At 65.4% G+C, this 12,635-nt stretch carries 9 protein-coding genes and 3 pseudogenes; 8 read left to right on the top strand and 4 right to left on the bottom strand.

Features of this window, described 5'->3' with window-relative positions; all coding sequences use genetic code 11:
* Positions 1-89 precede the first annotated feature (89 nt).
* Positions 90-362 (top strand): sulfurtransferase TusA family protein, encoded by a 273-nt coding sequence (locus ACO1BU_RS07350; protein ID WP_424135266.1) that lies wholly within the window; start codon positions 90-92, stop codon positions 360-362.
* Here the strand turns inward: ACO1BU_RS07350 and ACO1BU_RS07345 are convergent.
* The 3 genes from ACO1BU_RS07345 to ACO1BU_RS07335 all read right to left on the bottom strand — a co-directional run bounded on the left by ACO1BU_RS07345 (position 346) and on the right by ACO1BU_RS07335 (position 1,878).
* Complete coding sequence (locus ACO1BU_RS07345; protein WP_424135265.1) at positions 346-804, bottom strand: GNAT family N-acetyltransferase; 459 nt, start codon at positions 802-804, stop codon at positions 346-348. The genes ACO1BU_RS07350 and ACO1BU_RS07345 overlap by 17 nt on opposite strands.
* Positions 801-1,439: a tRNA (adenosine(37)-N6)-threonylcarbamoyltransferase complex dimerization subunit type 1 TsaB gene (gene tsaB, locus ACO1BU_RS07340; protein WP_424135264.1), complete on the bottom strand. Its 639-nt coding sequence runs from the start codon at positions 1,437-1,439 to the stop codon at positions 801-803. Before tsaB ends, ACO1BU_RS07345 begins: the two co-directional genes overlap by 4 nt.
* Positions 1,440-1,554: 115 nt before the next feature.
* Positions 1,555-1,878 (bottom strand): hypothetical protein, encoded by a 324-nt coding sequence (locus ACO1BU_RS07335; RefSeq protein ID WP_424135263.1) that lies wholly within the window; start codon positions 1,876-1,878, stop codon positions 1,555-1,557.
* Between the two features lie 1,007 nt (positions 1,879-2,885).
* On the opposite strand from ACO1BU_RS07335, the pseudogene ACO1BU_RS07330 reads away from it, so the two are divergent.
* From ACO1BU_RS07330 to ACO1BU_RS07305, 6 genes and pseudogenes are all read left to right on the top strand, one after another.
* Positions 2,886-3,377, top strand: a pseudogene (locus tag ACO1BU_RS07330) (IS701 family transposase); the annotation flags it as partial.
* A 110-nt stretch (positions 3,378-3,487) separates the two neighbouring features.
* Positions 3,488-3,781, top strand: a complete 294-nt coding sequence (locus ACO1BU_RS07325; RefSeq protein WP_424135262.1) for a transposase — start codon at positions 3,488-3,490, stop codon at positions 3,779-3,781.
* Positions 3,681-4,643 carry an IS3 family transposase gene (locus tag ACO1BU_RS07320; RefSeq protein WP_424135261.1) on the top strand — a complete coding sequence of 321 codons (963 nt, stop codon included), beginning with the start codon at positions 3,681-3,683 and terminating at the stop codon, positions 4,641-4,643. Before ACO1BU_RS07325 ends, ACO1BU_RS07320 begins: the two co-directional genes overlap by 101 nt.
* A gap of 253 nt (positions 4,644-4,896) precedes the next feature.
* The gene (locus ACO1BU_RS07315) at positions 4,897-5,925 is read left to right on the top strand and encodes an IS110 family RNA-guided transposase (protein WP_424135260.1); all 1,029 of its coding nucleotides are present in this window, start codon (positions 4,897-4,899) and stop codon (positions 5,923-5,925) included.
* Between the two features lie 217 nt (positions 5,926-6,142).
* Positions 6,143-6,322: pseudogene (locus tag ACO1BU_RS07310) on the top strand (IS256 family transposase); the annotation flags it as partial.
* 566 nt (positions 6,323-6,888) lie between these two features.
* Positions 6,889-7,074 (top strand): hypothetical protein, encoded by a 186-nt coding sequence (locus tag ACO1BU_RS07305; protein WP_424135259.1) that lies wholly within the window; start codon positions 6,889-6,891, stop codon positions 7,072-7,074.
* A gap of 302 nt (positions 7,075-7,376) precedes the next feature.
* Here ACO1BU_RS07305 and ACO1BU_RS07300 read toward each other — a convergent pair.
* Positions 7,377-8,183: pseudogene (locus ACO1BU_RS07300) on the bottom strand (IS5 family transposase).
* 353 nt (positions 8,184-8,536) lie between these two features.
* Here ACO1BU_RS07300 and ACO1BU_RS07295 point away from each other — a divergent pair.
* Positions 8,537-12,635: glycosyltransferase (locus ACO1BU_RS07295; protein ID WP_424135258.1), on the top strand; the 4,099-nt coding region annotated here is incomplete at its 3' end.

The raw sequence follows: 12,635 nt of genomic DNA, 5'->3' as shown, positions 1-12,635 counted from the left end.
AGTACTGGAGGCTGGTGATGCCTCCGATTCGCAATTGATCTACATCTTTTGTCCGATGAAGGACAGTGAAGAAAAGGGTTAATGTTCGGATGCAAGAAGAAATAGACGCGGTGCAGCGCGAAAGTCTCAGCGGGGAGACTTCCCGTCTCGACATCACGCGTGAGACTTGCCCGATGACCTTCGTCCGCACCCGTCTTGCGCTCGACCGGATGGCTGCTGGGGAGGTTCTCCTTGTACTGCTACGGGGCGAGGAGCCGCGCCGCAACGTGCCGCGTACCGCTGCCGAGCAGGGGCATGCCGTGCTGGGGATGGAGGAGGGGCCGGATGGCATCATCCGGCTTCGGATCAGGAAGGGGGGATGATTCGCAGGACCAGAGCGTCCGTGCCATCGGCGTAATAGCGTCGGCGGCGGCCGACCTCCTCCGCTCCAGCGGCGGCGTAGAGGGCTCGTGCCGCGACATTGGCTTCGGAAACCTCGAGAAATAGGCAGGCTGCGCCGCAGCGCTTCGCTTCGGCCAGGGCGGCGGAGAGGAGTCGTCTGCCGAGGCGCAGCCTGCGGCAGTCCGGATCGACGGCCAGCGTCAGGATCTCGGCCTCCTCCGCCACAGCGCGCGCCAGGATGAAGCCCTGGGCGCCCGGCGCGGCCCGGAAGCCGAAGGCACCCTCCAGGGCCAGCATCGCCTTGATTGCGGTCGACCCCCACCGCTCGGGGGGCGGGAAGGCGCGGGCATGCAGCGCGACAAGGTCCGGCACATCGGCCGGGAGGACCGGGCGGAGCGAGGCGGCCGCCGGGTCGCCGCTCATGCCAGGCCGGCCGTGGGGCGCAGGGCCAGGGGCTCGGCATAGAGCGGCGCGGCCTCCCGCACCTGGCCGGCGGACAACGCCAGGGCGGCCGCGGTGGCGACAGCACCGGCCTCGGGCAGGCGGGTCTCCGAGAGTAGTGCATCCGCCCCGCGGGCAAGGAGCCGCGCAGCCGCCAGCGGTGCTGCATCGCCCACGAGAACCACAGGGCCGGGAGGCTGCGGCAGGGCAGCCTCGTCGAGAAGCACCGGTGGAGCGCCTGAACATTCGAGCACCAGCCCGCCCCGACCGGCGACTGTGACGGACCAGATCATGCGGCCTTCCGCCTGCCAGGGCGGCAGGGCCGCCGCGAGCGCCTGGCCGGTGGTCACGCCGTAGCAAGGAACGCCCCAGCCATCCGCCAAGCCTCGGGCCAGGGCGATGGCGGCGCGCAGGCCGGTGAAGCCGCCCGGACCGATCGTGACAGCGACCGCGTCGGGCGCGACTTTCGCTGCCGCGAGCACCTCGGCGGCCAGTTCGGGCAGGGCGGCGGGCTGGCCACGCGGGCCGTCACGATGGGCCTCGGCCAGCACGGCCCCGTCCACCCAGAAGGCTGCTGAAGCGCGCGCCAGCGCGCCATCTAGGGCCAGCAGGCGCATGAGATCTCCTGTGAAGAGGCCGACTATGTCAGAGGTACTGGGCCCGGGTGAATCTACTGGCCGGCCCCGGCAATCGGATCGCCGGATATGAGGGGCGGAACGGTCATTTGGCGGTTCAGTCCGTTTCGATCCGGACGGCCTTCGCATCCTTCCACCCGATCTCGCTCCGGAGCGCGAGGCGCCCCGTGGGGCCAGGGCCAGGCCGAACTAGCAGCGGGTCCTCGCCCGGATGCGTCTGCATCCACTCCTGCGCCTTCAGCAAAGGAGCAAACTGCGTTTCACCATTCAGGGCGTAGCGGGTGCCGTTCCAGGTGAACCAGGCCATCGTCCGTCCGGGAACGTCGTAGGCGCCGTCGACCCGCTCCCAGCCGGGATGGGCCCGCGCCAAGGGCAGGACGTAGTGCTGCAGCAGTGACGCGAAATCGCTGTAGTGATTCATGGACGGCGCGCCCCCACCCTCGAATTCGTCATGAGTGTCCGAATCGAGAACTCCATCGGAGGTGGACGAGCCTTTCGTTCGGAAAGAGGTTCTTTTCTGAAGCCAGATCGTGGTGGCCCGCACGAGCACCGTGGCGACAAGGACGAAGCCGCCGACCCACAGCAAATTTTCGACGCGGTGCATGATCTGCCTCTACTTCAAATTCGAGGCGCCCTGTAGCCCCGGAGGGTCAAGAGTTCGTTCTTAAAGTGACGCCAGGTCGGAATGCGGCTGGGCCGAGAAGCCCTCGGGCCGCATGTGGGGCCCGCGGCGGTCGAGACTGTCTAGGGCAACATGACGAAGACCGCGTCCGTGCCCAGGAGATGCCCGAAGAGCAGCGCGGCATAGCCGCCCATCAAGGTCCCGTCGTGACCACCCGTGCCGGGGACAGCGCGCAGAGCACGCCGTGCAGATGATCGGCCAACGCCGTGGGCGCCGTGAGCGCGCCGCCGATGCCGCACTTGAACCAGCGACCTGCGGACGCATTGAGATAGGTCTACGTGAGAAATGTGCGGCTGCGAGCTCATCCTCCCTATTCCCTACCAACAGGGTAAAGAACAGGGATTTCCATGAGTGTGACCCAGGTATGCATACTGTGTCCGCGTTAGCCTCGGGCGATGTCATGCATTTGGCCTCGATTTCCCTATAGATCGGTTCAGGGAAAACCCTAGGCGAAGCAGTCAAACCCGTGAGGTTCAACAGGCGCCTAGACTGCAAAGCAGGGACACAGCTAGGGCTGGGCTGTCGAGGCGGGCCTGGAGCTTCTGGCTCCTGATGGCTTCTGGGTGACAGCTGAGCCACTACTGCCATGGAGCCAGCCGACGTCACAGGGTGGGCGGCCACGTGCCTCCGCTCGCGCCGCCTTGGCTGGTCCCTTGCTCGTGCTGCGGTAGAGCGCACATTCGCTTGGCTGGTCCGACTTCAACACCTAGTCTTACTGTGTCACTTAACGCTCCTATATGCTGGGCATGGTGGACGGAGATGCAAGTCGGCTGCGGACGGGCGAGGATCGGTTCGCGGCGTATCTGGACGAGATTGTGTCGGTTTTGGGCCACGCGGGCCGGGTTGAGCCGGCGCGGGCCTACTGCATGGGTCTTCTGCTGCCGGGGGCGCGCAAGAGCGTGGAGCCCATGGCGGCGCGGATCGAGCCGGGCCGGGTGCAGGCGGCGCACCAGTCGATGCACCACGTGGTGGCCAAGGCGGCCTGGGACGACGCGGCCCTGCTCGCGGCCGTGCGCGAGACGGTGCTGCCCGCCATCGAGCGGCACGGGCCGGTCGCCTACTGGATCGTGGACGACACCGGCTTTCCCAAGCAAGGCCAGCACTCGGTGGAAGTGGCCCGGCAGTACTGCGGGCAGCTGGGCAAGCAGGACAACTGCCAGGTCGCGGTGAGCCTTTCCGTGGCCAACGACCACGCCAGCCTGCCGATCGCCTGGCGTCTGTACCTGCCCGAGACCTGGGTGTTGAGTTTCGCTGAGAACTGACCCGGGGTTGGAGTGAACCCCTGGAGTTGGACCACTGGGGCACCCGGAACTGATACGCTGGCTGGACCTTCGATCAGGAGAAGGTCATGTCATCCCGAGGCCCCTACCGGCGTCACACGCCGCAGTTCAGGCTTCAGCTGTGCCACGAGATGCGCAGCGGTGCCATTGGGCGCCGCGATGCCGCCCGACACCATAACCTGTCGACGAACCTGCTCCAGCTCTGGCTGACCCAGTACGACCGGGGGGAGCTCACCAACGAGGAGGCCGAGGCCTCGGTCATTGCGGAGTACGAGGCCAGGATCGCCGCGTTGGAGCGCAAGGTCGGCCAGCTCACGATGGAACTGGACCTGGCAAAAAAACGCCGCGCCTGCGCCTCGTGAACGACAGCGAGACCTCATCGATCATCACCGGCCCCAGGCCTGCTCCGTCCGACGGGGGTGCCAAGTGATCGCTCTCCCGCGCAGCAGTTACTACTATCGAGCTCATGAGCGTGCTGTCGCGCTGACGGATAGCGGACTGGAGGAGCTCATCGGCACCGTCCAGGATGAGCTACCCGGCTATGGCTACCGCAGGGTGACGCAGGAACTCAGGCGACGGGGACACCTCATCAACCATAAACGGATCGCCCTGGTGATGCGGGCGAAGGGCATGGGGATCAAGCCACGGCGGCGCCATGTGCGCACCACCGACAGCAGGCATGACAGCCCGATCTTCCCTAACCTGTACCAGAACGTCATTCCGACCGAGCCGAACCGAGTATGGGTGGCCGACTTTACTTATATCCGGATCGCGTCGGGGTTCTGCTACCTGGCTGCCATCCTAGACGCCTGTAGCCGCAAGGTGGTCGGCTATGCCATCTCGCGCACCATCGACACCCCCCTGGCCCTGGCTGCCCTGAGATCGGCTGTGCAGAGCCGCCACCCTCCGGCCGGATGCATCTTCCACACCGACCGCGGGTGCCAGTACGCCAGCGAGACCTACCGCCGGGCCCTGGCGGACGCCGGGCTCCAGGGCTCGATGAGTTCCGTCGGAAACCCGTACCACAATGCACAGGCCGAGAGCTTCATGAAGACGCTCAAGGTCGAGGAGGTCTACATCGGCGGCTACGAGACCTTTCAGGACGTCGCGGAGCGTTTGCCGAGGTTCATCGAGGACGTCTACAACGCCAGACGGCTACACTCCGCGCTCGGCTACCGATCGCCCAACGAGTTCGAGAACCAACTGGTCCCGCACGTGGCTTAGTTCTGACCCGCGCGGTCCAGTCCCAGGGGTTCACTTCAACCTCATCCACCACCAGGCCGGGAGGCAACAGGGCACTAGGGTCGAGGTCGGGCATCGTGGGCGTCTCCGCGGAAGCAAGCCTCCCCAAGAAACGCGGAACGAGCACGCATTCAGCGACAGAGCCCCAATTCCATACGTTGCGTAATCGCGGCCGGTCACCTGGGAGGGTCGATAATCTAAGCCTGCCCAGGGGCAATCAGGAGGAGGATCCACTATGGCCCAGTACGTCGGCTTGGATGTGTCGCAGAGGGAGACGGCGCTGTGCGTCGTCGACGGGGATGGGAAGGTCCTGTTCGAGGGCAAGGTTCCATCCGATCCAGGTGCTCTGGCGCTGGTTCTCCGAAGGCGTGCGCCGGAGGCGGTGCGCATCGGCTTCGAGACCGGCGCCATGGCGAGTTGGCTGTGGTACGAGCTGAAGCGGGTTGGGCTCCCGGTGGTCTGCGTCGGCGCACGTCACGCGCATGCGGCGCTTTCGGTCCGGATGAACAAGAGCGATCCGAATGACGCCCGTGGCCTCGCCGAGCTGATCCGCGTCGGCTGGTATCGCGAGGTGCGGGTCAAGGGTGAGGAGTGTCAGGCGATCCGCTCGCTCCTGGTCGCCCGGGCACGGCTGGTGACCATCCGCCGCGACCTGGAGAATCAGGTCAGGGGCCTTCTGAAGGAGAACGGCTTGTTGTTCCCGCGCGCGATTGGTGGGGCGTTCCGGACGCAGGTGCTGCAACTGCTCGATGACCAGCATAACTTGCGCCCGGTCATGGCGGGCTTGCTCGCCATGCACGAGAAGGTGGATGAACAGCAGGGTATCCTCGACAAGCAGGTTCGTGCTCTCGCCAAGTCCGACGAAACCACGCGACGGCTGATGAGCGTGCCCGGAGTGGGCGTCGTGACGGCCCTGACCTTCCGCCACACCATCGATGACCCGACGCGGTTCCGATCAGGTGGAAGTGTCGGCGCCTACGTCGGCCTGACACCGCGGCGAAAGCAGTCGGGCGAGCAGGACTACAACGGCCGCATTTCGAAGTGGGGCGACCGGCTGCTACGAGCCTATCTGTTTGAAGCCGCCAGCGTGTTGCTACACAGGACACAGCGGTGGTGCAGCCTGAAGGCTTGGGGAACCCGTCTGATGAAGCGGATCGGCGCCAAGAAGGCCAAGGTCGCGGTCGCGAGGAAGATCGCCGTCATCCTGCACTGCATCTGGACGGACGGCACCAGCTTCGAGTGGGGACAGCAGAAGGCAGCTTGAGGATCCCAGATCCGGCCCGCGGCCTGACCGACGGCGCCGGTTGATGTCCCTGCCGGGACGGTGGTGTTGGTGACCTCGGTCAATCGGCTGAAGACGAGACCCTCGGACTTCGCTCAGTACGGTGAGGCGCCCACCCCGAACACGATCATGAGGCTCTGACTTCGGAAAGGACCCTGGCCCTGGCAGTCGCATCATCACCGGCGTTGACAGCGGGCCGCGATTAAAGGGCCGATTGACACGCCGCATCAAGACGCAGACCGTGCTGCTCTCGGCCGAGACAGCAGCCATGCTGTTCTAGGCGCTGCTCGCCTCCGGCCAGATCAGCAGGCGCAAGGTCGATGGCTGGCAGAGCCTCGGTCAACCGCCTGCCAGGAGCATGATTGACCTTGCCGCCTGAAGCAGTACCGTCACCGTGCCGGAGACGCTGAACGCGATTTCCTACAGCCTTTGCGACGGCACCAATAAGCTGCGTCCTGAGCGGTGTTGTGCGGTGGCTCCGCTCGCGCCATCTAGCCTCATTGGGTTGCCCTGACCGGCGCTGAGAGTGCCATTGTCCAGCTCCTCACTTTTGGGTTGCCGCGCACGGGAGGATGCTGGTAAGATCGCGCATTCGTGAGCGGACGTGAACCCTGGAGCCGCAGGCGCTATGATACGCGCATTCACCTACCTCGGAGCTGCGGCCCGCTTTGCCTGGCAACGCCGTTGCGCATTGGCCGGCCATCATTGGCAAAGCGATGGCTGGAAGAGCCTTCCTTATGGGAATGGGCGGCAAATGCGCTTGCAGCTGTGCTGTCGGTGTAAAGAGCAGTGGACTGAGCTGGCTTGCTCCAGCGACTACCAGGCGACAACCCGCTTCTGGGTCACCCAGACCACGCCGTTCAACAGCGAACACCAGAAAGAGACAGCACCTCGCTTTGCTGATCTCACGACGTCACACCAATGACGGGCAAGCTTCCCCCAGGCATGGCCAAGATCACGGCTGTTTTCCCCGTGGAGAGCAAGATGCCGTTCGGCCTTTTGCCAATCGTTGTGGCGTTCGAGACAACGCACGGGAAAGAATTCGTCGCGCTGCCACCGTCGCGGGTCAGAGAACTGGGAATTATCGCTGCCTTTGAGCGGCAGCAGCTAATCCCTATTCCGACGCTGTAGAGGCTGTGCCGGGCGACGGTTCAGATCTGCTGTTCGGCCGACGCCCACCGCGCGGGCGCCTCGTCGGTGCCGCGCGTCGCCGGCCCGGCTAACCGGTTCTCCGACCGCTCCTGTCGGCGCAGAATTTTCTAGGCGCAGCAGGATGCAGGCGGTCGCGTTGGCGAGTTGGGCTGCTCTTTCCAAACCGCTCTGGTCCGCAACCTCCATGGACCGTATGCGGCGGTGGAGCGCCTGCTGCTGCTGGTCGCGTATGCGGGTTGCCCTTTCCATCCGCGTCTCGAGCTGGCCGCGCATAAAAGCGCCTAACAGAACCGTCTGATCTGGCCGAGGCAGACCAGGGCACAGGCGAGTGTCGTGAAGGCGAGATGGATGTCGGCGCGGCGCTCGTATCGGATGCTCAGGCGGCGGTGGCGGGCCAGCTAGGCGAAGGTGCGTTCCACAATCCAGCGGTGTCGGCCGAGATGGCTGCTGCGCTCGATGCCACGCCGGGCGAGGCGCGGGGTGATGCTGCGGGCACGGCCCTCCTGGCGGCAGCGCCGGTGGTCGTAGGCTTTGTCGGCGTGGAGCTTGCGCGGTCTGCGGCGTGGGCGGCCCCGGTGCCCGCCCCACAGGGGCGAAACGGCATCGATGGTCGGGGCCAGCATGCGGCTGTCGTGGCGGTTGGCCCCGCTGAGCATCAGGTCAAGCGACGTGCCGCGGGCGTCCGTGACGAGGTGGCGCTTGGTGCCCGGCTTGCCGCGATCCGCCGGGTTCGGCCCGACTTCCGTGCCCCCCTTTTTTGCCGCAATGCTACAGCTGTCGAGGGCTGCCCGGCGCCAGTCGATCTGCCCGGCTGCCTGGAGCCGCTCCAGCAGGGGCCGGTGCAAGGCGGCCCAGACCCCGGCCTCGTGCCAGTCCCGCAAACGGCGCCAGCAGCTCATCCCAGACCCGCAGCCCATCTCGGCAGGCAGCATCTCCCAGGGCAGGCCGGACTTCAGCACGAACAGAATACCCGTCAGCGCAGCCCGGTCCGACAGCCGCGGCCGACCGCCCTTTGGTTTGGGCCGCTCACGCGGCAGTAGTGGCTCGATCGCCGCCCAGAGATCGTCCGGAACCAGGAGCTTCGCCATGCCCCTGAGAACGCCCAGAACGCAGTTTCGTTAGGTGTTCTTGGCAGCGCCGGTTTGTGTTCCCATCGTGACGGCGGTGCCGGTGACCTCGTTGAATCGGCTGAAGGCAGACTCCTGCACCTCGCTCCACACGATGAGGCGCCCAACTCGAAGACCATCATGAGGGGCCGACCTTGGAAAGGACCCTACCCCCGGCAGGGAGACGGTATCGGAGTTGACAGGCCCCTGCGATTAATGCGGCTGATCCATAGGACAGGATAATGTCTATAGACTAATACCAGCCCGTTGCCGGTGATGCCTAGCCTAGGTCTTCTTCGGCGAGTTCACCAAGGACGCTGGACGGAACCGACTGTATGCAGCTTCAAGGCCATATCGAGGTCTTCGCCCGGCGCGACCAGTTCCTGTCCATGGCGGGCTGGATGCGCGCCCCGGCAGACCAGCTCGCGCGCGAGACGCCGCGTCTAGCCCTCCTCTGGGCAGGGGAGCGGCACGAAATTCCGCTGAGGCGCCTTAGCCCGCGGCAGGACCTAGCCGCACAAGAGAAGCTGCCCGAGGGCTATGGCTTCCATGTCCTGCTTGAGACGGCTAAAACAGAGCTTCCCTCACAAGCCCTGCTTCTCCTCGGTGAAACCGTGGTGCCGGTCACGCCCGCGCCGCTACGGAAGACAGCCTTCCAGCCTCGGGGCAATCTCGAGGCAGCTCATCGTGGTGGTGTGAGCGGTTGGGTGCTCGATGCGCCCGGACAAAAGCCGTCGATCCTGCTGGACGGGTGCGCAATCCCGGTCACACTCGACGTGCATCGCCCGGATCTTCCGTTCGATGACGGCTCGGAGAAGCCCCTTTTCGGCTTCCACATGCCTGCCGAGGCCCTGGCCACCGCCCTCAGACAGAAAGATCCCAAGGCCACCCTCTTCGACGGCGCTCCGCGTGAGTTGGTGCTCGTGGCCTCGGGCACGGAGCTGGGGCGGCGCAGTCTGACTCTTCGGCGCGAAATGATTGGCAAGCTTGAGCGCGTCGGCAATGGGGAGGCTACAGGTTGGGTTGCGGAGAGTGGGCGGCCCGAGGACCGGCAGGCGGTGGACCTGCTGCTCGAGGGTGTCCGTTGGAGTACTGCCCAAGCAGACCTTGCCCGTTCTGACCTTTTGCAACACGGGATCGTCCGTCGCGGTGGCGGCTTCCGCTTCGCCCTGCCGAACCTGCATCCCGCAGAGGGCGGCCCGCTCCGTGTCGCCGCCGTCCCTCGACATGCGGCAAGCCCGCTACCTGGCGAGACTGACCTGGATTCACTCCCGACCTGGCGCAAGGATCGCGGCGAGGTGGCCTTCCGTCTGCCAGCCGACGGCCGCGTGCCCGTTGCGGTAATCGTTCCAATCTACAATGCGGCCGCCGAGCTAGACCGCTGCATTGCAAGCCTCGTGCACCACACGACCGGCCCTGCCCGGCTATTTCTCCTGGATGATGCCAGCCCTCAGCCGGAGGTCGCGGCGACACTGGAGCGTTGGCAGGGCACACCAGGCATTGAGATACGACGCAATCCCGAAAACCTTGGGTTCACCCGCACCGTTAATCGCGGCATCGGCCTTACCGCCCCACATGAAGACGTGGTGCTGCTGAACTCGGATACGATGGTCGGCCCAGGCTGGCTTGACGGACTGCGCATGGCCGCGCGCTCGGGCCCGCGCACGGGAACTGCGACTCCGGTTTCCGACAATGCTGGTGCCTTCTCCGTGCCGGAGATTAACGCCGCCAACCCGATGCCGCCCTGGTTTAGCGTGGACGAGATGGCGCGGTTGGTGCGCGGCACCTCCCTCTCCCTCTACCCCGCCGTCCCGACGGGACACGGCTTTTGCCTTTATCTGCGTCGGGAATGCCTAGACGCGGTCGGCTGCTTCGATGAAGCCGCCTTTCCGCGCGGCTATGGCGAGGAGAACGACTTCTGCATGCGGGCCGCATGGGCCGGCTTCGAGAACGTCGTGGATGACCGCACCTTTGTTTGGCACCAGCGCTCCGCCTCTTTCGGTGAGGAGAAGACGGCGCTCAATGCAGCCGGCCGCTCCGTACTCGCTGAGCGCTATCCTGAATACCGTACACTGACGCGGGTATTCGAGACGGACCCAGCACTTCTGACTATCCGATGGCGTCTCCGTCGCGCTCTGGAGCGCGTGCATGCGGAAGGTAGTATACCACGCCCGCGGGTACTCTTCGTGATCTCAACCGAGAGCGGGGGCACGCCCCAGACGAACCGCGACCTGATGGACGCGCTGGCCGACCGCTACGAGCCCTGGGTTCTACGCTGCAATAGGAAGGTCCTGACCCTCTCCCGCCACTTGCCTACCGAACGGCGAGGGACGGACGGAGTATTGGCGGAGGTGGTAGAGGAACATCCGCTGGAGCGATCCATCGAGCCCGCGACACACCGCTCCGGCGAGTATGATCGCATTGTAGGTGACCTGATCTTACGACACGGCTTCGAGCTCGTGCATATCCGACATATCGCTTGGCACGGGATCGGTCTCACAGAGACCTGCCGCCGCCTTGGCGTACCCGTCGTCTTCTCCTTCCACGACTTTTACACGCTCTGCCCCGTGACAAAGCTGTTGGATGCAGAAGGCCGCTTTTGTGGCGGCCGCTGTACGGAGGGGGACGAAGACTGCACGGCAGAGCTCTGGCCCGTCGATACCGTACCGCCGCTGCGCCACCGCTTCGCGCCACGCTGGCAAGCGATGATGGCCGAGGCGCTGCAAGCCTGCGACGCATTCGTCACAACCTCCCCCGCGGCCCAGGAAACGCTACTGGCCCGATTCGCCTTCCTTGCTGAGCGAGACTTCCGCGTCATCCCACATGGTCGCAGCTTTGGCCGGATGGAGATGCTCGGAGCGGAACCCAACATGGACGAGCGGCTCCGCGTACTCGTGCCCGGCAATGTATCCGTTGCGAAGGGTGGCGGGCTGGTCGCGGCTATGGCCGCGCTTGATCGTGGGCGAGAAGTGGAGTTCCACGTCCTGGGCGGGGTTGATACTTCTCTCGCCGCCGCGCCCGGCCTTGTGCTGCACGGGCGTTACGACCGGTCGGACTTTGCCGCCCATGTGGGCCGGATCCGGCCGCATCTCGGCGCTATCTTGCCACTCTGGCCCGAGACCTACTGCCATACGCTGACAGAGTGCTGGGCCACCGGGCTGCCGGTGATGGCGACAGCATTGGGCGCCCTGGCTGAGCGTATGAGTGAGACGCCGGGCGGATGGCTGGTAGACCGCTGGATGAAACCGGAAGCGATGCTGGCAATGCTGCGTCGGCTTCGTCGCGAGCCAGGGGAAGTGCGTGCCCGCCGGAACACAGTGCTGGACTGGCAGGCGCGCAGCGGCCGGCACCGTGACGCCGCGGCGATGGCCGTCGAATATGACCGTCTATACCGCGAAGTTCTGGACCGCCGCCGCGCCTTGCGCGCGGTACCGATGCGGCCCCGCGTGATACTCACGCTTGACCGTCCTAAAAGCGTACTTCCTAGCCCGCTTGCCGCCGCCACGCGCAATGCGGTGTCACGCCCCTTTATCTTCCGCCCCATCCTTCCGTCCTTCCCGTTCGGCGACCCGGCAGCAGGCTCAGCTGATGCCGTGCTCGTTGCGCCGGACGCGCTGCCACCTGAGGATCTCGCCGAACTACGGCGCCGCTGCGCCAGAGCCGGTTTGCCGGTCCTGGATGCGGTCGGAGGTGACAGTGCTGTGCCTGAGGGTGCTTCCACCTCCAGTCTCAAGCTCGAACATGGTTTAGAGGCGGAATCTTGGCTTTCGGATGGCGGGCAGCGATCGCTGGGCAAGACGGAGGGAAAGATGCCTCCCTACCGCGTTCTATACCTTGCCGGCCCAGATGATACGTTGCTAGCGGCCTTGTACCCGGTATTCGAACATCTCGCAGCACTTGACGTGGCGACGCTCAGCGTACTCGGCAGACCGAGCATCGCGGGAGGCTGGTTCCAGGGCATCGACATCGGCCCACAAGGGGCTGTTGCTGCACTGCGGCGCGCAGCGCCCGATCACCACATTGGTCTTGCCGAGCCAGGGCCAGCGATGCTGGCGCTTCAAGCGGCGGGCCTGCCCGTTCTGCCCATTTCGCCCGTTTTGGCAAGCGACGACCAAGAGCAGGCCACGTTGGCAGCCGATGCACTTTTACGGGCAATTGCGGAACTGGTAGCCGATGCGCCGGGGCGTGAGGTCTTGGCGCGCGAGGGTGTCCTCGCGGCCAAAGTTGCGATCGAAGAATTTTCGCCCAGACACGTCATTGATACGAAGCTGAGCGAAATGCTTCGGGTCACCTGCCCTGCCAGAGCGCTAGATACCGTAATCGGGTCGGCTGGTGGCGCGAGCTGCCATGACCGGTTGTTCTTCCAGGAGGCCCAGGCGGGGCTCAGCAGAGGGAGGCACCGAGATGACCCACTATGCCGGGATCGACGTCTCG

This window comes from Roseomonas chloroacetimidivorans, assembly GCF_049629625.1.
Classification (GTDB): Bacteria; Pseudomonadota; Alphaproteobacteria; order Acetobacterales; family Acetobacteraceae; genus Roseomonas; species Roseomonas chloroacetimidivorans.
This window is presented reverse-complemented; position numbering and strand designations above follow the sequence as displayed.

Bases quoted from the DNA above. Each gene is read 5' to 3' on its own strand.
- ACO1BU_RS07345 (WP_424135265.1), bottom strand. From the start codon at position 804: ATGAGCGGCGACCCGGCGGCCGCCTCGCTCCGCCCGGTCCTCCCGGCC.
- ACO1BU_RS07335 (WP_424135263.1), bottom strand. From the start codon at position 1,878: ATGAATCACTACAGCGATTTCGCGTCACTGCTGCAGCACTACGTCCTG.
- ACO1BU_RS07350 (WP_424135266.1), top strand. From the start codon at position 90: ATGCAAGAAGAAATAGACGCGGTGCAGCGCGAAAGTCTCAGCGGGGAG.
- tsaB (WP_424135264.1), bottom strand. From the start codon at position 1,439: ATGCGCCTGCTGGCCCTAGATGGCGCGCTGGCGCGCGCTTCAGCAGCC.
- ACO1BU_RS07315 (WP_424135260.1), top strand. From the start codon at position 4,897: ATGGCCCAGTACGTCGGCTTGGATGTGTCGCAGAGGGAGACGGCGCTG.
- ACO1BU_RS07325 (WP_424135262.1), top strand. From the start codon at position 3,488: ATGTCATCCCGAGGCCCCTACCGGCGTCACACGCCGCAGTTCAGGCTT.
- ACO1BU_RS07305 (WP_424135259.1), top strand. From the start codon at position 6,889: ATGGCCAAGATCACGGCTGTTTTCCCCGTGGAGAGCAAGATGCCGTTC.